At 41.8% G+C, this 22,360-nt stretch carries 17 protein-coding genes; 10 read left to right on the top strand and 7 right to left on the bottom strand.

Going from position 1 to position 22,360, the window contains the following annotated elements:
* Positions 1-231: 231 nt before the first annotated feature.
* A complete protein-coding gene (locus tag HBHAL_RS18295; RefSeq protein WP_014645000.1) occupies positions 232-930 on the top strand; it encodes a MerR family transcriptional regulator in 699 nt (232 codons plus the stop codon).
* Between the two features lie 228 nt (positions 931-1,158).
* Here HBHAL_RS18295 and HBHAL_RS18290 read toward each other — a convergent pair whose 3' ends face one another.
* A complete protein-coding gene (locus HBHAL_RS18290; RefSeq protein ID WP_014644999.1) occupies positions 1,159-2,310 on the bottom strand; it encodes a S1C family serine protease in 1,152 nt (383 codons plus the stop codon).
* 193 nt (positions 2,311-2,503) lie between these two features.
* On the opposite strand from HBHAL_RS18290, the gene HBHAL_RS18285 reads away from it, so the two are divergent.
* The 3 genes from HBHAL_RS18285 (at position 2,504) to HBHAL_RS18275 (ending at position 5,112) form a co-directional block, all read left to right on the top strand.
* Positions 2,504-3,196, top strand: a complete 693-nt coding sequence (locus HBHAL_RS18285; protein ID WP_014644998.1) for a response regulator transcription factor — start codon at positions 2,504-2,506, stop codon at positions 3,194-3,196.
* Positions 3,193-4,524, top strand: a complete 1,332-nt coding sequence (locus HBHAL_RS18280; RefSeq protein ID WP_014644997.1) for a sensor histidine kinase — start codon at positions 3,193-3,195, stop codon at positions 4,522-4,524. The genes HBHAL_RS18285 and HBHAL_RS18280 overlap by 4 nt, the downstream gene beginning before the upstream one ends.
* A 66-nt stretch (positions 4,525-4,590) precedes the next feature.
* Positions 4,591-5,112: an acyl-CoA thioesterase gene (locus HBHAL_RS18275; RefSeq protein WP_014644996.1), complete on the top strand. Its 522-nt coding sequence runs from the start codon at positions 4,591-4,593 to the stop codon at positions 5,110-5,112.
* Positions 5,113-5,160: 48 nt separating this feature from the next.
* Here HBHAL_RS18275 and HBHAL_RS18270 read toward each other — a convergent pair whose 3' ends face one another.
* From HBHAL_RS18270 to HBHAL_RS18260, 3 genes are all read right to left on the bottom strand, one after another.
* Complete coding sequence (locus HBHAL_RS18270) at positions 5,161-5,880, bottom strand: ABC transporter ATP-binding protein (RefSeq protein WP_014644995.1); 720 nt, start codon at positions 5,878-5,880, stop codon at positions 5,161-5,163.
* 1 nt (position 5,881) lies between these two features.
* The gene (locus tag HBHAL_RS18265; protein WP_014644994.1) at positions 5,882-7,492 is read right to left on the bottom strand and encodes an ABC transporter permease; all 1,611 of its coding nucleotides are present in this window, start codon (positions 7,490-7,492) and stop codon (positions 5,882-5,884) included.
* A gap of 198 nt (positions 7,493-7,690) precedes the next feature.
* The gene (locus HBHAL_RS18260; RefSeq protein ID WP_014644993.1) at positions 7,691-8,809 is read right to left on the bottom strand and encodes a Fe(3+) ABC transporter substrate-binding protein; all 1,119 of its coding nucleotides are present in this window, start codon (positions 8,807-8,809) and stop codon (positions 7,691-7,693) included.
* A gap of 344 nt (positions 8,810-9,153) precedes the next feature.
* Here HBHAL_RS18260 and HBHAL_RS18255 point away from each other — a divergent pair, with 344 nt between their 5' ends.
* The 6 genes from HBHAL_RS18255 to HBHAL_RS18235 all read left to right on the top strand — a co-directional run bounded on the left by HBHAL_RS18255 (position 9,154) and on the right by HBHAL_RS18235 (position 18,154).
* Complete coding sequence (locus tag HBHAL_RS18255) at positions 9,154-10,560, top strand: alanine/glycine:cation symporter family protein (protein ID WP_051005651.1); 1,407 nt, start codon at positions 9,154-9,156, stop codon at positions 10,558-10,560.
* 140 nt (positions 10,561-10,700) lie between these two features.
* Positions 10,701-12,599 carry an ABC-F family ATP-binding cassette domain-containing protein gene (locus tag HBHAL_RS18250; RefSeq protein ID WP_014644991.1) on the top strand — a complete coding sequence of 633 codons (1,899 nt, stop codon included), beginning with the start codon at positions 10,701-10,703 and terminating at the stop codon, positions 12,597-12,599.
* Between the two features lie 103 nt (positions 12,600-12,702).
* A complete protein-coding gene (locus HBHAL_RS18245; RefSeq protein ID WP_014644990.1) occupies positions 12,703-13,950 on the top strand; it encodes an aminopeptidase in 1,248 nt (415 codons plus the stop codon).
* 797 nt (positions 13,951-14,747) lie between these two features.
* On the top strand, positions 14,748-16,232 hold the full coding sequence (locus tag HBHAL_RS18240; protein ID WP_014644989.1) for a phytoene desaturase family protein: 1,485 nt from the start codon (positions 14,748-14,750) through the stop codon (positions 16,230-16,232).
* Between the two features lie 63 nt (positions 16,233-16,295).
* Complete coding sequence (locus HBHAL_RS21770) at positions 16,296-16,469, top strand: hypothetical protein (RefSeq protein WP_173380438.1); 174 nt, start codon at positions 16,296-16,298, stop codon at positions 16,467-16,469.
* Between the two features lie 158 nt (positions 16,470-16,627).
* Positions 16,628-18,154, top strand: a complete 1,527-nt coding sequence (locus HBHAL_RS18235; RefSeq protein ID WP_014644987.1) for a BCCT family transporter — start codon at positions 16,628-16,630, stop codon at positions 18,152-18,154.
* Between the two features lie 41 nt (positions 18,155-18,195).
* Here the strand turns inward: HBHAL_RS18235 and kynB are convergent, their stop codons facing one another.
* Genes kynB through recQ form a run of 3 tightly spaced genes read right to left on the bottom strand, consistent with a single transcriptional unit; the run spans position 18,196 to position 22,275 of the window.
* Entirely contained in the window at positions 18,196-18,816 is a 621-nt protein-coding gene (kynB, locus tag HBHAL_RS18230) for an arylformamidase (RefSeq protein WP_014644986.1), read from the bottom strand.
* Positions 18,817-18,826: 10 nt separating this feature from the next.
* Positions 18,827-20,107, bottom strand: a complete 1,281-nt coding sequence (gene kynU / locus HBHAL_RS18225) for a kynureninase (protein ID WP_014644985.1) — start codon at positions 20,105-20,107, stop codon at positions 18,827-18,829.
* 26 nt (positions 20,108-20,133) lie between these two features.
* Positions 20,134-22,275 (bottom strand): DNA helicase RecQ, encoded by a 2,142-nt coding sequence (gene recQ, locus HBHAL_RS18220; RefSeq protein ID WP_014644984.1) that lies wholly within the window; start codon positions 22,273-22,275, stop codon positions 20,134-20,136.
* Positions 22,276-22,360: the final 85 nt, after the last annotated feature.

Below are 22,360 nucleotides of genomic sequence, written 5' to 3'. Positions count from 1 at the left end.
TTTTGGCAAAGGACCCGATTTATCTCGAAACTGAGTCTTCAAGTAATGGGAGCTTTAGTGTAACTATCAATATGGAGATATAACCAGGCCTATATTTAAGGAAAGCTGGTCTAAGTTAGTGAAGTGTAGCAATTGTAAATTGTTAGTGTTTTTTAGATGTGGTCCGTATAAATGGTACTAGATTATGGATATAGTAGAGAGTGAGAATACTAACCTAAAGGGGGTGGAATTGTGGAGAAACGCAGTATAGATCATAATTCAGAATTCTATAACAATCCTATTAAACCCTTTTCTTCAAACGAAGAAGAACCCGAGACGATGCCCGCATCAGGTAGGAAACATACATTAGAGGATTATATAAACGGGTTAAAAAGACAAGAACAGGTGAATTGTGACAAAATCAATGAACTTTCCAGAAGAAATGAACAGCTGCATAGAAAAATTCAATCCTTAAAGCAAGCAGCACGTACTAATTATATAAACCAGCCAAGGATTCAATATTTTTCTGAAACAAAACTCATTGAAAATGAAGGCAAAATTAAGACCAGCGATGACATGAATGCGATCATTCAAAATAGAATATATGAAGCTGGACTTTCTCCTTCAATGGCAGGGAGTATTGGATTGATAAGGTCTTTGGAAAACCTGGGAGTTGAAGACCCTCCCGAATATGAAGGGATATACACCATCATTGCAGAAGAACCGCAAATCACCGCTGACCGAACAATGTTACTAAAAGAAGGAATGTATGCAGCTCTTTATACTAGAAATAGTATTAAAACCTCCTTATATGAGGAATTATTAGAGTATGTGAAAACGAGAGGGTATCATCCCGAAGGTCCCTTTCTTATCCGTCAGATTGTGGATGCATTCATCACTTCTAATGAAGATGAGCTAATGAGTGAAGTGCGAATTCGAGTAAGAAAATAAGAAGAAGTGTGAAGTCATATAAACCGCTGCCCCGCAGGCCAGTGGTTTTTTTTGTTACAGAACAATAAAAAAAGGGTATCCACGAGCGATCGATGGATACCCTTACAAGAGAGAGGTTTTTATGGTTTTTGAAAATAGTTAGCATGCCTGGTGGTAAGAACGACAACTACCTCAGAAGTGCCGGGCTAAGTCCACTTCCTTCAATTGTCTCCCACCGGATTTATTATCTTATTGAGAAGAAAGGTTAAGATCTACTTTCATAGGTTCTCCGTCTCGGTAAACGGTTAGTTCAACAGTTTCACCATCTTTTACATCGTTATAAAGGAATTGACGCAGATCCATAAGTGATTCAATCTTATTGCCATCAATTTCAGTAATTACATCGTATTGACTTAGGTTTGCTTTCTGAGCAGGAGAGTTCTCAGCAACTGCCTGGACAATAACGCCTTTAGAAACATCAGCAGGCAGGTTTAGATCTGTCTGTAGAATAGATCCGGGAACTTGGCTGAGATCTTGAAGAGATACACCCATGTAAGGGCGTTTTACTTCACCATTTGTCTCCAGATCTTTAATGACTGGTTTAGCTACGTTCATTGGGATGGAGAAGCCAATCCCTTCTACTTCTTCTTTAGCGATTTTCATAGAATTGATACCTATGACTTCACCTTGCAGGTTAACGAGCGCACCGCCGCTGTTCCCCGGGTTAATCGCTGCGTCCGTTTGAATGACTTCGGTTTGCCAGTCTGGCTGTTGGTCTCCGTTAATATCTACAGGGATATTGCGTTCAAGACCACTGACAATACCTTTTGTTGCGGAACCTGCGAATTCCATGCCAAGAGGGTTACCTATGGCTATGGCTGTTTCTCCGACCTCTACGTCTTCTGCTTTAGCTAAGTCGGCAACCTTTTTGACATGTTCGCTATCTATTTGTAAAACGGCGAGGTCTGTTAATGGGTCAGTGCCTTTGAGTTCAGCTTCTACCTTTTTACCACCACTTATGACAACTTCCAGACTGCTGGCCTGTTCTACCACATGATGGTTCGTTACGACATAAGCTTGATCACCATCTTTTTTGTAAATGACCCCAGAACCTGTGCCGGCTTTTTGAGTTCCTTGAGGTGTTTCTTTCATTTTGCTGACGCCAACTACTGCTTCAGATGCCTCGTTGATTGCCTGGGTAGTAGCGCTTTGAGACTCACCCAGGTTCAATTCATCAGCTTGAGCGGTAGGCTTGTCTGTATTAACGTTTATTGAAACGCCTTTCCATTGAAAAACTGTGGTTACTATGAAAACAGCTATAATAGCTCCTAATACACTGAATGCTAATCCTGTACGTTTATAACTACGCTTGGCTTGGTTTTTGTTTTCTTCGTCCATCATTTTACGCAATGACCTCCCTTAAAGGAATAAGTGCTGCTGACTAATTCGTGCTGTGTTTCTTTGTACAATTCTTATTCTACGACTCATATATGGAATGATTTTGGACAAAATGTGGAAAAAGTGTGTAAAACGAGAGGAGAGTAAAAAAATATGAGATGATAGAGAAAACCTGAACTTTAGGAAGGTGATCCGAGTGAACCAATTCGTTGGATTGGTAGAAGATGATCCAAATATTAGAGATATAGTAGAAGGATATTTAAAAAAAGAAGGACTGAAAGTAACAGCAGTTGAGACAGCAGAGAAAGCGTGGGAAATATTTGAAAGTGAATCGCCTGATTTATGGGTGCTGGATATTATGCTTCCTGGAATGGATGGCTATGAATTCTGTAAAAAAGTAAGAGAGAGCTCCCAGGTCCCGATTATTATCATATCAGCTAAGGATGAAGAAGTAGATAAGATCCTTGGATTGGAACTTGGCGGAGATGATTATTTGACCAAGCCTTTCAGTCCTCGGGAGCTTGTGGCAAGAGTTAAACGTCATTTGAAACGCTGGGAAGTGATGCAGCCAGAACAGCATTCCAGGGAAGATAGAATTGAAAGCGGAGAACTCCTTTTACATGTAGGAGAACGTAGAGCTTATTTTCAGGATGAAGAAGTAGAGGTAACCACGAAGGAATTCGAAATGCTCAGGATTTTGGCGTCTCAAGTAAACCGTGCATTTTCCAGGGAGGAATTATTAGTAAAGGTATGGGGGGAAGACTACTTTGGCAGTGACCGGGCCGTTGATGACCTTGTTAAGCGATTGCGTAAAAAGATGAAGCAGCTTCCTCTTGAAACCGTATGGGGATATGGCTATAGGCTGCGTGACAAAGGACAGTCCTCATGAAACTCCTCTATCAACTGAATGCAGCATTTACTGCTTTAATCATCATCATCATGTCAATTACAGCTTTTTTCATCTACTCCCTTTTAATGGACATGCTGATCCAGGATGAACAAAGACAGCTTAAAGCGAGGGCAGAACTATTAATTGATATTATTAACGAGGAAGATGCTTCAAGAAGTCCTCAGTTATCTCAGCTGCTTCAGGATCGAAATTACCCTATCCTATTATTTAACCAGAATGACAATAATATTTTATTTCGTACGATGCCACCGTCCATCGCGCGTACCTGGATCGCGGAATACGAAAGTGAACTTAAGAACCAGGAAGTCTGGGAAAGCGGGGGAGAGAAGTACGTCATCTATGACTTTCCATTGTCCGAAGAAAATGATGAAGTTCTCGTGATGGCCACACCGCTCAATGATTTGCAGGCCGTGCAATCGGTATTCGCGTTTCGGATGGTGGTCGTTTTCTTAATTGGACTGGTTCTTGCCATTGTGGTTAGCTACTTCCTGACACGCAGACTGGTGACACCTCTGACGAAATTAAAACAAGAAGTTAAAAAAATTGAGAAACGGCAATTTAAGGATGTGCGTCCTGTAGAAGCTACTGGTGAAATTAAAGAAGTAGAACAAAGTGTTCGTCACATGGCAGAGGAACTGGCCCGCTATATACACTCTCAGAAACAATTCTTTCAAAATGCTTCTCATGAACTGAAAACACCGCTTATGTCCATTCAAGGCTATGCGGAAGGGATCCGTGATGGTGTGTTCGAAGGAGAAGCGGCCGAAAAAGGGTTAAATGTGATGGTCAGTGAGACGGATCGGTTGAAAAAAATAGTAAATGAAATGATTCTGCTCGCCAAATTGGACAGCAGTGAAGATGTATATCATCCTGAGCGCACGGAGATTATCGAACTAGTTCATCAGGCAAAGGACAGGCTCTTGCCGTTAGCTCAGGAAAAAGGGGTGGAAATTGAGGTGGACACCAATGATTTATTTTACTCTAATGTAGATCAGGAGAGGGTACTGCAAGCCTTTATAAACATATTAAGTAATGCTGTCCGCCATGCTCAAAATAAGATTCAAATTCATACGTTCAGAGATGAAAAAGGTCTCAGAGTCCACGTCAGTGATGATGGAGAAGGAATTCCTGAAGATCTTCTGCCTCAATTATTTGAACGTTTTATTAAGGGTAAAGAAGGGGAAACAGGACTGGGTCTGGCTATTTCAAGAGCCATTATCGAGCGAAGCGGTGGAAAAATTCAAGCCGCCAACAACTCAGACCAGCCGGGGGCCTTATTCGAAATCCATTTACCCCCGGAAGGTTGATTTTAGACGTTCATGGTATACTATCATCAGAGAACGATTCCATAGAATAAAGGAGAGACGAAACTAATGGATGCAAAACCATGTATAGATTCACTTACGGTTAAAAGCTCACATGTACTGCCACCTGACACGAATAGTCACGGAACTTTATTCGGAGGCAGATTGATGGCCTATATTGATGATGTAGCTGCTATTGCTGCGGTCCGGCACTGCCGGAAGCCGGTCGTAACAGCTTCAACAGATTCGGTTGACTTTCTGCAGCCGGTTCAGGAAGGAGACACGATTTGTGTAGAGGCATTTGTTACCTACACTCATAACACCTCCATGGAAGTGTTTGTCAAAGCGACTACTGAAAATTTACTATCAGGCGACCGCAAAGTGTGTACCACCGCTTTTCTATCGATGGTTGCGGTAGATGACAACAACCAGCCTTCCAATGTACCAGGTGTCTATCCAGAAACAGAAGAAGAACAGTGGCTGCATGACGGAGCGAAGAGACGTCATGAATATCGTAAAGAAAGACGGAAAGAATCGAAAGAGCTTGCGGAGAAATTCGGAACTAAATTACCTTGGAAAAGAAATAGGTAAGAAAAAAACGCTGCCGTGTTGAACGGCAGCGTTTTTTTATGGATGGGTCTAGGGAATATTGACGAATTCTTTCTGATTGGCTTGTTGATCGTAACGTGAGGTGCAAATGGAGTTCCAGTCGTGGGCTGCTCCATCTCTCATCGTTATAATGCGATCAGCTATAGCTCTTGAATCTTCACGATCATGGGTTACAAAAATGGAAGTGATCCCTGTCTTCTTAATAATTTCTTTCAATTCATTGCGGATCTTAATTTGTAAATCCGCGTCCAAGTTGCTGAAAGGTTCATCCAGAAGCAGTAAAGAAGGTTTAGGAGCAAGTGCTCGTGCCAGAGCAATTCGCTGCTGCTGGCCGCCGCTTAATTCATGCGGATATCGCTTGGCGTAGCTTTCCATATTAACGAGCTCAAGAACTTCCTGAACTCGATTTTTCTTAGCTTTCCGCCCAAAACCTTTCAGTCCAAACTGAATATTTTCGCTCACATTCATATGAGGAAAGAGAGCATAGTCCTGAAATACCATACCAATGTCGCGCTTTTCAGGTAATATGAAACGCCGATCGTCAGTCATCACTTGATCATTGATCTCAATTTTTCCGCAGCTTGGGGTTTCCAGTCCGCAAAGCAATCGCAGTATTGTACTTTTACCGCTGCCGCTCTCTCCAAGAATCGAGATTATTTCACCCTGTTCAATTGTTAAATTGAAATTTTGTATAGTGTTATTTTTTGAATTTCCATAGCTAAAACAAAGGTCTTCAATTTGGATAAACATATCAGTTTGGCTCCTTTTCTAATACTTGGTGGAAAATATAGATGGCAATCCCGCTAATAAGAACGATTATAATAGAGGCGAGCGAAGCTTCATGGATTTGTTCATCGCTTGCATATTGAAAGGCTTTAGTAGATAAGGTATCAAAGTTAAATGGTCTTAAAATCAGAGTTAAAGGAAGTTCTTTTAATATTTCAATAAAAGCAAGAATAAATCCGCTGATTAGTGGACCTTTAACCATACGAAGGTCTACTTTAAAGAAGGTTTTGGTTAAATTCATTCCGAGCATACGGGAAGCTTCCGTAAATTTGTTGCCGATTTTATCAAAGCCAGACTCCATCGAGTTATATCCAATGGCCAGAAAGCGAATCACATATGCTGAAACCAGCATGAACAAGCTGGTACTTAAGAATAAGGTAGGTTCCATACCAATAAATTCGTAGAAACTAAATAACAAGTTATCAATCTGGATGAAAACGGTGCTTATTCCAACAGCGATGACTGCACCTGGTATTGAGTATCCTAGTATGGTAACCCGTGCGGCTGACTTAGAAAGGATACTCTGGTGCATTCGTGAAAAGTTCGCAATGATCACAGCAAATATGATAATGGCAGTTGCCCCTGTAAAGGAAACGAGCAGCGAGTTCCAAATAAGCTTCATAAACTGTGGAGAGGCAATTTTATCAAATGTTAAGAACATCCAATCGACTAACTGAATAAACGGAATCAAAAACCCGAGTAAAAATATGATCAGACTGTAACTGAAAGCGGACCAAGCTTTAGCTCCTTTAAGCTTTATTGGAGTCAGCGGCCTCACTTTAGCTTGAGAATAACTGTACTTCTTACGGCCTCTCAGAACTTTTTCCAGAATGAGAATACCAAACACAATAAACATGAGTGTAGCAGATAGTTTAATAGCTGAGTTCAAGTCATTCATTCCAAACCACGTCTGGAAAATCGCCGTACTGAAAGTAGGAATTCCAAAGTATTGCACAACACCGTAATCATTCAGTACTTCCAAAAGGACAAGACTTACGCCTCCGACAATTGCACTTCGTGAAATCGGTAGCACCACACGGAAAAAGATTTCCCAGGGATTCCTCCCGAGCAGCCGGGCGTTCTCAACTAGAGAAGCAGATTGATTCATTAAAAACCCTCTTGTGATCGTGTAAACATAAGGAAACAGAAAGAGGGTAAAGATAAAAACGGCTCCGGGAAGAGTTAATATATCAAAGTAGGATTGGTTGACTTTCCATCCTAATTGATTTCGAAGAGTTGACTGGATGACCCCCGTATAATTCAGAATGCCATTGTACGTGTATCCCGCGATATAGGGCGGGATAGCTAAAGGCAGAATAAGACCCCATTTAAAGAATTTTTTCATGGGAAAATCATAAGCGGAGACAAGCCAGGCTAAGCTCGTTCCAATTAAAATCGTGAGAGCTCCTGTAAATATGATTAGCAAACTTGTATTTTTAAGCAGATCTGGAAGAATAAACTCCTGAATGTGAGCCCAGTTATCAGCTTCTTGAGTAAAAAAATTAATTAGAATAGTTAGGTTTGGAAGCAAGATGAGTATGACAATGATCAAGCTAAACAGAGACCATATGTTCATATACCCAGGCAGCTTACGGAACAGCTTCAATCGGGACACGTCCTTTAGGGCATCGTTGAGTTCAATCCTCAATCCAACAGGCAGCCTTGTGTCTAGTGAATTCAAGAGTGAACACCTATAAAGATGATAACAGTTCTCAATTGATTTGTATATATACCAAGTGCCGTACTCTAAGAGTACGGCACTTGCGCATTAGTATTACTTCCAGCCCACTTCGTTCATAATTTTAACTGCTTTATCGTTGTTTTCTCCCAGCTTAGAAAGATTAATGTCCTGCTCTTTAAATTCTCCCCAGCTCTTAAGAAGCTCAGATGGCTCTACATCTGGGTTCACAGGGTATTCATAGTTAGCTTCTGCGAATTGTTTCTGCGCTTCTTCTGTCGTCAGAAATTCCATGAATTTCTGCGCATTTTCTTTATTTTTACTGCTGGCTGTCATCCCGATTCCACTGATATTCACGTGAGTACCTGTTGAATCCTGGTTAGGGAAGATAACGCCAAGTTGTTCTCCAACTTTCACTTCTTCTGGATCCTCAGAGTTCAGAAGTTTTCCAAGGTAATACGTGTTCATAACGGCTACGTCACCTTCGCCTGCTGCAACAGCTTTAGCTTGGTCACGGTCACCGCCTTTTGGTTCGCGTGCCATGTTATCAACGATTCCCTGTGCCCATTCTTTTGCTTTCTCTTCTCCTTCTAAAGCAATCATAGAAGCAAGAAGAGACTGATTATAAATGTTAGAAGAAGAGCGAATAAGCACTTTATCCTGGAATTGCTCTTTTGTAAGATCCATGTAAGTTTGAATATCTTCCTCATTTACACGCTCTTTATGGTAAGCAATAACTCTTGCTCTTTTTGTAAGTCCGAACCATTGACCTTCTTGATCACGAAGTTTCTCAGGAATATTCTCATTTAGAACATCACTGTTGACCTCTTGCAGGAGATCCTGAGATTTTGCTCTATATAAACGTCCTGCATCAGCAGTCATTAACAAATCAGCTTCAGAAGCCTTTCCTTCACGATCAAGACGTGCAATCAGTTCATCATCGTCGCCTTTAATTACATTAACTTTAATACCAGTTTGTTCTGTGAATGTATCATATAGCTCCTGATCAGTTTCGTAGTGCCGGCCCGTGTATAGATTTACTTCGCCGCCTGATTCTTGAGAAGCGTTCTCTTCAGAGGAACCTTCATCAGAAGAGCTTTCTTCAGTATCTTCATTTTCATTGGAAGAGCCTTCATCGTTACCGCTGCCGCATGCAGCTAAAGCAAAGATGGATACAATCAGCATAATGCTTACTAAAAACCATTTGTTTTTCATTTCCTTCACCTCGTATGTATAGTATTGTTTTTCCTTATTGAAAATGATTTTCAATCCCATTTACTATTGTAATGAAAATAATTCTCAAGTCAATAGAAAGATAAAAACTCCAACTTCCCTTTTTCCAAATCTGCTTCCCATTACGTAAGATTACGTTTCTATATTTGTAAAAATATTTCATTTGAGTCTAAGTAGGTTTATTGGTAGATTAATAAAGGTGTTTTTAATTAGAAAGCGGTTTAATTCTGCATTGTATTGGGAAATGTTCCATAATTGGCAATTATTTGAATAAAACTTGGAGGTGGAGAAGCGTGGGTGCTTTACTTGAAACCTTAAATACTTACATGTGGGGTTACATACTTGTGGCTACCCTGCTAGGTTGTGGGTTATGGTTTTCGATTAAACTTAATTTTGTGCAGTTCCGCTACATTCCTGAAATGATTAAGGTTCTGTTCGACAAGCGTTCAATTTCGACAGATGGGAAAAAAGGTACATCCCCATTCCAGGCATTTGCTATTAGTACGGCTTCCAGGGTGGGAACAGGTAACTTAGCTGGTGTAGCTGCTGCAATCACAGTTGGTGGACCAGGCGCTGTGTTTTGGATGTGGCTTGTTGCGATACTCGGCGGAGCGTCGGCTTTTATTGAGAGTACATTGGCGCAAATTTATAAGGTTCCTGATAAAGATCAATATCGGGGCGGTCCGGCTTATTATATGGAAAAAGGGCTCAAGAACCGTAAGCTGGGTATTCTATTTGCTGTTACGATTACATTTACTTATGGTCTGGTATTTAGTTCCGTTCAGTCGAATACGATTCGCCTTGCTTTTGAAAACTCATTTAATATTCAAAAATGGGTGATGGGCGGAATTTTAACTTTGATTGTGGCCTTAATTATTTTCGGAGGCTTAAAACGCATTGCACAGGTTACTCAGTACATTATTCCGATTATGGCAATCTTCTATATTATTCTGGCTGCTTATGTGCTTTTCATTAATTTTGGTCAAGTTCCAACTATGATCGGTCAAATCTTTCAAGGAGCCTTTGGGTTTAGAGAGGTGGCCGGCGGTACCTTCGGCGGTATGATTTTAATAGGTATTAAGCGGGGGCTGTTTTCCAACGAAGCTGGGATGGGGAGCGCTCCTAACGCTGCTGCTACATCAGAAGTGACACACCCAGTTAAACAGGGATTAATTCAAACCCTTGGCGTATTTACAGATACTTTACTTATCTGTAGCGCTACTGCTGTAATTATTCTCTTTGCAGGTGATTATGTAGGTACTGACCTTGATGGCATTCAACTCACTCAGTCGGCCTTTGAATCCGAGTTAGGGACATGGGCTTCGATCTTTATTGCGGTCGCTATATTCTTATTTGCTTTCAGTTCTATCATTGGAAATTATTATTATGGTGAAACAAATATTGAGTTCATTAAATCCAGTTCATCCAATATTTTCATCTATCGTATCGCTGTACTGTTTATGGTAATGTTTGGCGCGGTTGCAGAATTTGCTCTTGTCTGGTCGCTTGCAGATTTAACAATGGGGATTATGGCTTTAATTAACCTTTACGCCATTTTCCGATTATCCTCCGTGGCATACGATGCACTAAAGGATTACAGGAAGCAGCGTGTGGCAGGAAACGATCCGGTCTTCTATCAGGATCACCTTCCAGATGTTGAAGGAATGGAGTATTGGAGACGGGACCAGCCGATTGAAGCAGAGGAAACGGAAAGACAAGCTCAACAAAGGTAAGGATTGCCCCAGGACTTTTAAAGTCCTGGGGTTTTTAGATCCGTACAAGGAAGGTCGCTTCACATATGAGCTTCACTCAGCACTCAGCTGAGCTCATGTGATATGATGGGAAAAGATTCGTGTGAAAAAGGATGAGCGTGATGAGTATTTTATCAATTGATCATATGAGCAAAAGTTTCGGAGATAAGGATTTATTTGAGGATATATCGTTTACCATAACCAATCAGCAGCGAATTGGCCTTATTGGTGTAAATGGTACAGGCAAGTCGACTTTGCTGAAAATTTTAGCCAAACTGGAAACAGCGGACAGTGGGCAAATCGATCATGCTAAAGACTTTACGGTTGAATATTTACCTCAAGAGCCCGACCTGGTAGAGGATAAAACTGTGCTGGAACAGATCTATTACGGTGATTCAGAGATAATGAGAGTGATGAGAAAGTATGAACAGGTGATGATTGAACTGTCTCAAAATCCGGAAGACCCGGATGTGCAGCAGCGAATGTTGGACCTGCAGCAAAAGATGGAGGAGAAAAATGCCTGGGAAGCCAATACTGTGGCTAAGACGGTGCTCTCAAAGCTTGGAATTGAGTCGTATCAAAAACAGGTGAAAGATTTGTCCGGCGGCCAGAAAAAGCGAGTAGCTATAGCGAAAGCACTAATTCAGCCTGCCGATTTGCTGCTTCTGGATGAACCTACCAACCATTTAGACAATGAAACCATTGAATGGCTGGAGGAATACTTGGCCTCTTATAAAGGCGCGTTGATAGTCATTACTCACGATAGATATTTCTTAAATCGAGTAACCAACTTAATTTATGAACTGGATAAAGGGAGTTTATATATTTATGAAGGAAACTACGAAACTTTCTTAGAGAAAAAAGCAGAACGTGAAGAGTGGGAACGCCAGGCTGAACAAAAGCACCGTAATACACTAAAAAGAGAGTTAGCCTGGCTGAAAAGTGGTGTGAAAGCCCGTACGACCAAACAGAAGGCTAGGAAACAGCGCGTGGAAGCAATGAAGGATGAGACGTTTGATACGCATAAAGAGCAGGTGGACATGGCCATCGGTTCGACAAGACTAGGAAATCAAGTTATTGAATTAGATGATGTATCCCTGGCCTTTGGGTCCCACCAAATTGTTGAGAACTTTAATTATCTCGTCGTACCAGGTGAACGTTTAGGAATTATAGGAGTGAATGGTTCTGGAAAAACAACACTTTTAAATATTATGGCAGAAAAAATTAAGCCGGATGCTGGCGAGGTAAAGATTGGTTCGACTGTTAAGATTGGTTATTATACTCAAGACCACGAGGAACTGGACGAATCCCTTAAAGTTATCGAATATATTAAAGAAGTGGCTGAGGTCATTACTACGGCTGATGGTGACGAAGTATCTGCGGAGCAGATGCTCGAACGCTTTTTATTCCCGAGACCTCAGCAATGGACGTATATTAAACGCCTATCAGGTGGAGAGCGCCGCAGGCTTTATCTGCTTCGCGTACTCATGAGTGAACCAAATGTGTTGTTTTTAGATGAGCCTACTAACGACTTAGATACAGAAACGCTTAGTGTACTGGAAGATTATCTGGACCAATTTCCAGGGGTCGTTATTACGGTTTCTCACGACCGCTACTTCCTCGACCGGACGATTGACAAGATCGTTGCATTTGAAGGGGAAAAAATCCGGCGTTTTTATGGAAACTACTCAGAGTATTTAGAGCAGCGCCGAGAAGAAGCGAAGGAAGAGGATAGTAAAAGAAAAAACTCTTCTGCCCAGGAAGCAACCAGAAGATCCAACAGAAAACGTAAACTTACCTATCGTGAAAAACAAGAATGGGAAACCATTGAAGATGAAATTGCCACTTTAGAAACTCAACTTGAGGAAACGGAAGAAGAAATTTCAGCTGCGGCGAGTGACTTCGATAAGGTACAAGGGCTGTATAAAAAGCAAGAAGAACTAGAAAACGAATTAGAAGCGAAGATGGAACGTTGGGAAGAACTTTCATTAATTGTGGAAGAAATCGAAAGTGATGGATAATACTAAGAGACCCGGAACATCTCGGGTCTCTTATTGTGACATGAGAATGTAAATATGGAATAATGAATACGGATACAATAATTCGACAGGGAGGAAGTACAAAATGAGAATGCCAAGTCAAGATAAACTGGAAAAATATGCAGAACTGGCTTTAAGAACAGGAGTCAATTTACAAGAACAACAAAAATTGATGATCAACTCTACCATTGAAGGTGCTGAATTTACTCGTGTCGTCGCAAAGAAGGCTTTCGAGATGGGGGCCGAGGATGTACATATTAATTGGAGTGACGATGAACTCACGCGGATGAAATATGAGTATGCGTCACAAGAGACATTATCTGAAGTTCCAGAATGGCAGCAGCAAAAGTTCACTTATTTTGCTGAACAAGGGGCTGCAATCCTTTCCATCCGTTCTACTGACCCTGATCTACTAAAAGGTATCGATGCAGGCAAGGTGGCAGCAGCTAATAAGGCAAGGTCAGAAGCAATGTCGACGTTCAGAAATTACACGATGAATGACCGCCTCCAGTGGTCAATTGTAAGCATCCCAATTCCGGCTTGGGCCCAAAAGATTTTCCCGGGAGAAAGCGAAGAAACGGCTCAGGATAAACTGTGGGAGCAGATCTTCAGTATTGTCCGCGTCGACCAGAAAGATCCGATAGCTGCGTGGGAAGAACACAATGAAACCTTGATTAAAGCCCGAGGATATCTGAATAAAAAACAATACAGCAAGCTGGTTTATAAGGCACCTGGCACCGATTTAGAGGTAGCTCTTCCAAAAGGACATATTTGGAAAGGCGGTCCTGCAACGACAGAGAAGGAAAATATTCAGTTCAATCCAAATATGCCGACAGAGGAAGTGTTCACCGCTCCTCATAAGTACGGAGTAGATGGTAAAGTAACATGTACGAAGCCTTTGAACTACGGAGGGAACGTAATCGATGGTTTTACTCTTACTTTTAAAGAGGGGAAAGTAACTGACTTTTCTGCTGAAGAAGGAGAAGAGACATTAAAGCATTTGCTTGATACAGATGAAGGTTCTCGTCGTCTGGGAGAATTGGCACTTGTACCGCATGAGTCACCCATTTCTCAGTCTGGATTAATATTCTACAATACTTTGTATGATGAAAATGCTTCCTGCCACTTAGCACTTGGAAAAGCCTATCCTAACAATATGACAGGCGGCTCTGATATGAGTGAAGAGGAACTTGATCAAAACGGTATTAACCACAGTTTGTCCCATGTCGATTTTATGATGGGGTCCGACAAACTGGATATTGATGGAATTATGGAAGACGGAACTAAAGAAGCTGTCATGCGCCAAGGCAGCTGGGCAATTTCATTCGAATAAGAAGAAGCAGAAAAGACGACCGGTAAAATAGCCAGGTCGTCTTTTTTAAATGAGTACGGTGAAAATAGCTTCGTTAGATTGTGCTGATCTTAAAGATAAGCTCCCATTACTTGAAGACTCAGTTTCGAGATAATTGTTATGAGAAAGGTCCTCCGGGGGACGATTTCGCTTTCCGTGGGGAATGCGTGGAGCCTCCTCAGGCTTCGCCTTCCGGGGTCTCCCCTGTCATTTTCATCCCACAGGAGTCTTCATCGTCCCCCTCCGGACCCACCGAATTAGAGGCCGTCCTTCACCCGCTTGAGAAGAAATAACCATATGGGCGTATATACTTTTCCAGGCTGGAACTATGCGAGATAGCCTCTTATATAAGCATTTCAGGCAAGTTCAGGAGGAGGAAATCCTCTCTTTCCGAAGGTTCCGTTCCTCCTAATAAAGTTGGGCTGGTGGGGAAATGGCGAGACTCCCATGGGAGAAGGAACTAGGTGAGATCCCACAGGGAGTGAAACGAGCGAAGAAGCTCACCGTTCCCCCATAGGAAAGCGAGTTATTTCGCCACCCGCCCTTCTCCATACAACATAACGGATCCAAATTATCTCGAAACTGAGTCTTCCACAATCCGGCCCTATAGCGAAATAACTTGATTATTTTTATGACTTGGGGGCTTTTTATAAGTTTTGTGAGAGGAGAAGGTAAATAAATACCTCTTTTCTGGAAGGTAGAATCCCGATGAATCTTCAATAGGCTCATACTCATTTAAAATGAATAAAGAGAGGGAAAGAGTAAACCAAAGGAAGGCGATGCCAATGAAGTATGATGTATGTATAGTAGGGGCAGGTTTTGGAGGACTCGCAGCAGCAGCAGAGTTGACTCGAAAAGGAATGAGTGTAGCTGTACTGGAAGCCTCTAATGAGTTAGGCGGCAGTGCAGGTAAATATGAGCGCCAGGGTTATCGATTTCAGTCAGGAGCAACTGTGGGGATGGGTTTTGAGCCAGGCGGTGTTTTCGACCGTCTGTATACATCTCTTGGTTTGGATAAACCTTCCATGACATTATTGAACCCAATCATGGATATCCATATGCCTGATCGAACTATCCATTATTATAGTAAGAAAGCACAATGGTATAACGAAATTGAACATCATTTTCCTGAAGATGCCTCCAGGATTCAAGCTTTCTATGATGAAGTTTTTCGCGTGGGAGAAATGGTAGATGCTATGGTTGAGAAGCTTCCCGTTTTTCCACCGAAAACCTTGAGTGACTGGATCCGATTAACTCCCATGATCAGTCGCAACTCCATTCAATTACTTCCTTACATGAACCAGACCGTCTATGATCGATTGAAAAAATATAATCTTCACCAAAATCGACTGTTTCAGATCTTTTTAAATGGAGAATTAATGGACAGTGTACAAACAAGTGTAGAAAGGTGTCCAGCTTTTCTAGGATTTACGGCTTTGCAAACGTTTCATAAAGGAGCATTTGCTGTGCATGGAGGATTGGCTTCTGTAGCTGAACAATTATCGAAGTATATTAAAGAGAGTGGAAATGAGGTATTTTTACGCCACCCCGTCCATGTAGTGGAAAAGAAGGGTGCAGGCTATCATTTGCATTCTAAACGAAGCAAGGTGTTTGAATCAGATTATGTCATTTTAAATAATTCTGTTCATAATTTACATGATACATTGTCAGAAGAATTAAGAAACCAATCCTATATTAAGCCGGAAAAAGAAAAGTCAAGAGAAGCTTGGGGAGCATTCATTATTCACGCGGGCGTTCACGAAGAGGTTTTTAATAATACCGATGTACTTTACCACCAATTTATCGATCCGAATCATCCTGATGATTTGCATGATGGAGGGCAGTTCTTACTATCCCTTTCAGATCCCTCTGATGATCAAATGGCGCCTGCAGGCATGCGCTCATTGACGATCTCTACCCATACAAACGTATCTCAGTGGTGGGAGAGTGAAGATTATGAGGCGGCAAAAAAGCGGATGAATCAACGATTGATAGATACAGTAAATCATTATTTTCCTGGATTTGAAGATCGTCTGGATCTTGTTTTACCCGGTTCACCGGTTACTTTTCAGAAGTGGCTGCGCAGAGATCAAGGGAAAGTAGGGGGATATGCACCTACCGGTAAGTACAGTTGGATCCGAAGCTATTCCATTCGTACAGGGATTAAAGGTATTTACCAATGTGGAGATACCGTTTTCCCAGGTGCTGGGACCCTTGGAGTAACCCTTTCCGGGTTAATGGCAGCCAAGGAACTTACAAGATGATTGAAGAAAGTGAATTATGGGAATGAAAAAATATCTACAAATTTACTGAGAGGAGTGGTGAGAATGCCAGGACCAGAAAACGAACTTCCAGGTTTCCAAGCAAACCCTAATGAGTTTGGGAAATGCAGCAATTGCGGTAAATTATTAACTTCGAAGAAAGAAGCCGAAGTTAAGCTTTGTAAAGAATGTCAAAAGCGTCATAAGGACAAAAATATAGAGTACGATGAAGCAGAATAAGCATTGACCACGACAACACTGTCGTGGTCAATTTGTGTTTAGAACTCCAACCATACAATCATACGGCTAAAAGTTTAAACTTTACACCATAATAAGGATAGTGTTAGAGTATTTAATTGTGTTAAAAAGCATCCATCATACTATAAAGGAGTTCATCAATGAATAACAAACAAACAGGTCAAATTGATTGGCCGGTCTTCGGAATCAGTGGAGGAATTTTAGTACTCTTTGTGGTCGTAGCACTTATTGATATTAATTTAATAGAAACAATTGTTAACGAAAGCTTTGCCTGGTCAGCGAAATATTTCGGAGCGTTTTGGCAGGTTCTTATGCTTGCAACGTTCTTCGTGGGTATTGGGTTAGGTTTCTCTAAATATGGAAATATCAAAATGGGGAATATGGATAAGCCGGAAATTGGTCTTTACAAGTGGTTGTCCATTATTATGGCAACCCTTCTTGCGGGCGGAGGAGTATTCTGGGCAGCTGCTGAACCTATGTATCACTTCCTCACCGTTCCACCTTATCAATCAGGAATTGAAGCGGGAACGCAGGCAGCTATTAACCCTGCGCTTGCTCAAAGCTTTATGCATTGGGGCTTCTTGGCGTGGGCAATCCTCGGTACAATAAGTGCCGTTGTCATGATGTATGGTCATTATCATAAAGGCATGCCGATGAAACCACGTACTCTCTTGTATCCGATTTTTGGTGAAAAGATCCGCCATAGCTGGTTCGGAACATTAATTGATGCGTTCTCGGTTATTGCTGTGGCCGCAGGTACCATTGGACCAATAGGTTTTCTTGGTCTTCAGGCAAGTTATGGACTACAGGAAATATTCGGTATTCCTAATCAGTTCAGCACTCAGTTCACTATTATTTTTGCTGTGGTAATAATCTCTACCATTTCTGCAGTAACAGGGCTTTATAAAGGGATTCAGTATCTAAGTAGTTTTAATGTTCGATTAGCGATTGGTTTAATGGTGTTTATCGTGATCTTTGGACCTGGAGGATTTATCTTTAATCACTTTATCTCAGGTTTCGGAACTTATATTGATCAGTTTATTCCGATGAGTACCTTCCGCGGGGACGCAGGATGGTTATCCGGATGGACAGTTTTCTTCTGGGGCTGGTTTATTGGGTACGGACCAATGATGGCTATTCTTGTCAGCCGTATATCAAGAGGCCGGACAATTCGTGATATTATTATTGCGGTTTCCGTATTTGCGCCAGTCATTTCAACATTCTGGTTCACCGTATTAGGCGGATCCGGAATATTCTTTGAACTAAACAATCCTGGCTCTGTATCGGACGCTCTTAATGCAGCAGGGAACCCGGCAGCCATGTTCGCCATTACAGAACAGTTCCCGCTTGCCAGCGTAATTTCACCGTTATTTTTAATCTTAACGATTCTATTTGTTGTTACGACGAGTGACTCCATGTCTTACACGATTGCTATGGCCGTAACCGGTGAAGGCAATCCACAAAGCTGGGTTCGTATATTCTGGGCTGTATTAATGGGCTCAGTAGCTGTTATTCTTCTGATTACAGGGGATAGCGGAATCACACAGCTTCAGAACTTTATCGTTGTGACAGCTGTTCCAGTTTCGCTTCTCTTACTGCCAATGATTTGGCTGGCACCTAAAGTGGCTAAGCAAATGGCAAAAGAACAAAATTTATTGAAAAAATAAGAAAAACTCGAGCGCATATGGTCTTCATATGCGCTCGAGTTTTATTTTTGCCGTAAGATTGCTCGTACTGGGCTGCCATCAGCTACTTCCATTTTTAAAGGAAAAGCCATTAATTCATAAACACCTGGTGCTGCATGATCGAGTTCCAAGCCTTCTAAAATCAAAATGTCATGCTTATATAAGGAGTGATGAGCCGCAAGGTCTTTACTCTCTACAGGGTCCACCGATGGTGTATCTATTCCAATGAGATCGATACCTTGAGAATGTAAAAATTCAGCTGCATCGCTGCTTATAACGGTATAATGATCAGGAAATTCGTTCCGATCGTTCCAGCTTGTTGTACGGAATAGAAGCTTCGTTACACCTGTGTATTCAAAAGCACGAAGATCGTCTGCTTGAATGATGGTTTTCCCTTCCATATTTACGACTAGTGCATCACCGATAAAACGTTCAGGTGGTAGGTCCGCTATTTTAAGTCCATCTTCATCGTAGTGGAAAGGGGCATCCACATGTGTGCCTGTGTGATTGCTCGCTTTAAATTGTCCGATGTTAACTGAACCCGTTTGCTCCATTGTCATCGTGCGTTCATAGTGGAAAGGTTCATCACCGGGCCAGGCTGGTGTTTCGTTGTGCAGTGACATGGTTATATCAATGAGTTTCATGAAATCCTCCTTAAGCAATTATATCTCGTTCATTTTTGTACTTCTTATAGGTCTCGTTAACCATAATTTCCTTTAAGATCATCATTACTTCATAGACTTCTTTATAAGTGGTATAAAGTGCGACAGGAGCAAGCCGGATCACATCCGGAGCCCTGAAGTCAGGCACGACATTTTCTTTTTTAAGAGCTTTGCAAATGCTTGCTGCTTCTGAATGTACAAGACTAATGTGTCCTCCGCGGCGCTCATCCTCCAATGGGGTGATGATCTGAAAGCCTAATCCGTCGAGCTCCTGATAAACCAGGTCAAGCATTAACCGGGTCATTTGCAGCGATTTGCAGCGTACATTTTTGATGTCGGCCTCTTGAAAGAGATCTAAGGAACCCAGAAGAGGAGCGGAACTCAAAATGTGCGGGGTCCCCATTTGGTAGGCACCTGCTGTTTCAGCATGGTTTAAGTCATGCGCCATGTCAAACTGCTTGTCTTTCTTTGAGCTGAACCACCCGGCTAGGCCAGGTTTACTTCCCAGGTGCTTTTCATTTACATACAAACCTCCAACACCGCCTGGCCCACTGTTCAAATATTTATAGGTGCACCAGACTGCAAAGTCGACGCCCCAATCATCAAGATTATGGGGAAGAGCACCTATAGAGTGGGCTAAATCAAAGCCCACCATAATTCCTTGCTCATGGGCTGCCTTTGTAATCTTTTCAATATCCAGAAGCTGCCCGCTGCGATAAAGAACGGAAGGGAGGAGAAGGAGAGCAATATCGCTTCTCATTTCCTTGATAATATCCTCTTCTGACAACGTAGCCCCATTATCACTCTTTACTTGAATGAGATGTTCATCTGGATCCATCCCGTGGAGTTCCAGTTGACTTTTTAAAGCATAGATATCAGATGGAAAATTCAGTTCGTCAGCCAGAATTTTCGTTCGCTGCCCTTCTGGACGGTAGAATGTAGACAGCAGTTGATGAAGATTGGAGGTTATAGAACCAGTGCTGATGACCTCTTCAGGCTTCGCCCCCAGCAGTGGAGCCGTTTTAGCACCAAATTTTTCTGACATATAAAACCAGGGTTCTTTTCCATCTGTCCATCCTCCAATCGCATGGGTCTTCCAATCTTCAAGAGAAGAAAGTAAAGATTGCTCTGCTCTTTTGGAGAGCAAACCTAAGGAATTACCATCCATATAGAAGCGATTATCATCTGTGTAGAATTCCTTTTTAAAGTTATGAAGGACATCTTTTTGATCGAGCTTTGCTGCCGTCTCTAATGTTATTTTAGGTTTTGTCATACTATCCCTCCGTGGAATAAAATGAATTACTTCATAAGTTCATGCTTGTTCAGTACCGCTTTAATCATGGAATACGTATAATCTTCGGGCAAAGCCTCTTTCAATGGCTTTAATTTTCTTTCTTCCATTTCTTCAAGTTTTTGAAGAATGTTCTTCTCTTGCTCTTCGTTAAACCAGCGATCCCAATTCAGCTCCAGCCCCTCATGAGCACTTCGGAACAAGTGGTTTTCTATCGTTTGCGAACTTAAACCGCGTTCTTTTGCAATTTCTCCGATTTCTTTGCTTTCTTCTTTCCACATCTCAAATGTAACCTGATAACTTGGACGTTCATCATTCGCTTCTTTTTTTCTAATGGAGACAGAAGAGCTTTTGTCAGGAACGGGCTTAGCATCCGTTTCCCTTGCCCATGGGCGAATGGTCTCCAAAAACGTTTCTCCGTATTGCTCAAACTTTCGTTCTCCGACTCCCTTAATAGCTAACATCTCGTTTTTATTTTCAGGCAAATAAATGGTGAATTCTTTAAGTGTCGCATCAGAAAATATAACATATGGTGGAAGTCCAGCTTCATCTGCAATTGATTTCCTGATTTGCCGCAGCTCTTCAAAATAGTCTGCATTGTAGTTGCTTTCGTGTTTAGCAGTAGTGGACTCCACGAGCATTTCCACTGGTTGATCCCCTTTAAGGACAGCGACGGATTCATCTGTCAGCTGTAGAGCAGGATAACGACCTTGTCCAGGAGTGAGATATCCTTCTGCCGTCAGAAAATGAATAAAGCGTGTCAGTTCTTTCTCCGTATAGCTGGACATAATGCCATATGTGGAGAGGGTGTTAAACTTGAACTGTTTTACTTTCTGATCGGAAGACCCTTTCAGTACTTTAGCAGTTAAACCTGCACCGAAGCGTTCTCCCATTCTTTTAACGCAGGATAAAACCATCTGGGCTTCAAGGGTCATGTCCTGAACTTCACCTACGAGTGTACAGTTCGAACATTTACCACAAGGTTCTGAAGAAAATGGGTCTTCGAAATAATCGAGAATATACTGCTGCAGACAAGTATGGGTATGACAATAGTTAATCATAGCCTGAAGCTTGGCATATTCCTCTTTCTTTTTTTCTTCTGAAGGGGACTGGTCAATTAAAAAACGCTGGAGATTAATATCCTGACTGGAAAATAAAAGAGCACAGTCACCAGGTTCACCGTCCCGTCCCGCACGTCCAGCTTCCTGGTAATAGGATTCGATATTCATAGGCATTGAATAATGGATCACATATCGCACGTTGGATTTATCGATCCCCATACCGAAAGCGTTGGTTGCAATTATTGTAGTGATTTCATCCTGGACAAAATCCACTTGAGCCTGCTTCCTCTGGTTTTCTGTCATCCCTGCATGATATTTCCCGGCTGAGAAGCCTTTCTTAGATAAGTAGTGCTGTAAACTGTCCGCATCTTTTCTAGTAGCGGTGTAGATAATGCCGGATTCATTAGGGCGGGTTTTTAAATATTCTTCTACAAAATCCCTTTTATCCCGGCCTTTTATAATGCGGAATGATAAATTATCCCTCGCAAACCCCGTGTTGACGATCGATTCATCTGGTACATCAATCAGATGTTTAATATCCCGAATTACCTCTTGGGTAGCCGTAGCGGTGAGCGCCATTAAAACAGGTAAATTAGTGATCTGGTACAGGGTGGGTACGATGGAACGATAACTGGGTCTGAAATCATGCCCCCACTGCGAAATACAGTGGGCTTCATCAAAGGCAATGAGAGATAAGGGAATACTCTGAATCGTTGACAAAAACTGAGGGGAATCAAATCGTTCAGGAGCAACATACACAAACTTATAACGCCCTTGTCTTAAATCGTGAAGACGCTGCCTTTGCTCACCTGCTGTAAGAGAGCTATTAATATAAGTTGCGGCAATTCCATAGGAATTCAGAGCATCAACCTGATCTTTCATTAAGGAAATAAGCGGAGAGATAATAATAGCTGTGCCCTCAAGACTTAAGCCTGGAATTTGATAGCATAACGATTTACCTCCACCTGTAGGCATGACAGCCAATGTATTACGGTCATGGAGTACATGACTGATCGCTTCTTTCTGTCCTTTCCGAAAAGAAGAATAGCCATAGTATTTTTGTAAAATTTCCTCAGCCTGCTGCATCATTATGATCATCCTTTTATGTGAAAAATAGAGAGGTGTAATTTCTATGAAAATTCTGAGGTTATGAGTACTGGAACCCTTCCTCATC

The sequence above is a fragment of the Halobacillus halophilus DSM 2266 genome (assembly GCF_000284515.1).
Lineage (GTDB): Bacteria > Bacillota > Bacilli > Bacillales > Halobacillaceae > Halobacillus > Halobacillus halophilus.
This window is presented reverse-complemented; position numbering and strand designations above follow the sequence as displayed.

What these genes read in the sequence shown, in the direction of transcription:
- kynB (WP_014644986.1), bottom strand. Translation starts at nt 18,816, where the DNA reads ATGAAACTCATTGATATAACCATGTCACTGCACAACGAAACACCAGCC.
- HBHAL_RS18255 (WP_051005651.1), top strand. Translation starts at nt 9,154, where the DNA reads ATGTGGGGTTACATACTTGTGGCTACCCTGCTAGGTTGTGGGTTATGG.
- HBHAL_RS18245 (WP_014644990.1), top strand. Translation starts at nt 12,703, where the DNA reads ATGAGAATGCCAAGTCAAGATAAACTGGAAAAATATGCAGAACTGGCT.
- HBHAL_RS18240 (WP_014644989.1), top strand. Translation starts at nt 14,748, where the DNA reads ATGCCAATGAAGTATGATGTATGTATAGTAGGGGCAGGTTTTGGAGGA.
- HBHAL_RS18260 (WP_014644993.1), bottom strand. Translation starts at nt 8,809, where the DNA reads ATGAAAAACAAATGGTTTTTAGTAAGCATTATGCTGATTGTATCCATC.
- HBHAL_RS18280 (WP_014644997.1), top strand. Translation starts at nt 3,193, where the DNA reads ATGAAACTCCTCTATCAACTGAATGCAGCATTTACTGCTTTAATCATC.
- HBHAL_RS21770 (WP_173380438.1), top strand. Translation starts at nt 16,296, where the DNA reads ATGCCAGGACCAGAAAACGAACTTCCAGGTTTCCAAGCAAACCCTAAT.
- HBHAL_RS18270 (WP_014644995.1), bottom strand. Translation starts at nt 5,880, where the DNA reads ATGTTTATCCAAATTGAAGACCTTTGTTTTAGCTATGGAAATTCAAAA.
- HBHAL_RS18250 (WP_014644991.1), top strand. Translation starts at nt 10,701, where the DNA reads ATGAGTATTTTATCAATTGATCATATGAGCAAAAGTTTCGGAGATAAG.
- HBHAL_RS18290 (WP_014644999.1), bottom strand. Translation starts at nt 2,310, where the DNA reads ATGATGGACGAAGAAAACAAAAACCAAGCCAAGCGTAGTTATAAACGT.
- kynU (WP_014644985.1), bottom strand. Translation starts at nt 20,107, where the DNA reads ATGACAAAACCTAAAATAACATTAGAGACGGCAGCAAAGCTCGATCAA.
- HBHAL_RS18275 (WP_014644996.1), top strand. Translation starts at nt 4,591, where the DNA reads ATGGATGCAAAACCATGTATAGATTCACTTACGGTTAAAAGCTCACAT.
- HBHAL_RS18235 (WP_014644987.1), top strand. Translation starts at nt 16,628, where the DNA reads ATGAATAACAAACAAACAGGTCAAATTGATTGGCCGGTCTTCGGAATC.
- recQ (WP_014644984.1), bottom strand. Translation starts at nt 22,275, where the DNA reads ATGATGCAGCAGGCTGAGGAAATTTTACAAAAATACTATGGCTATTCT.
- HBHAL_RS18265 (WP_014644994.1), bottom strand. Translation starts at nt 7,492, where the DNA reads ATGAACATATGGTCTCTGTTTAGCTTGATCATTGTCATACTCATCTTG.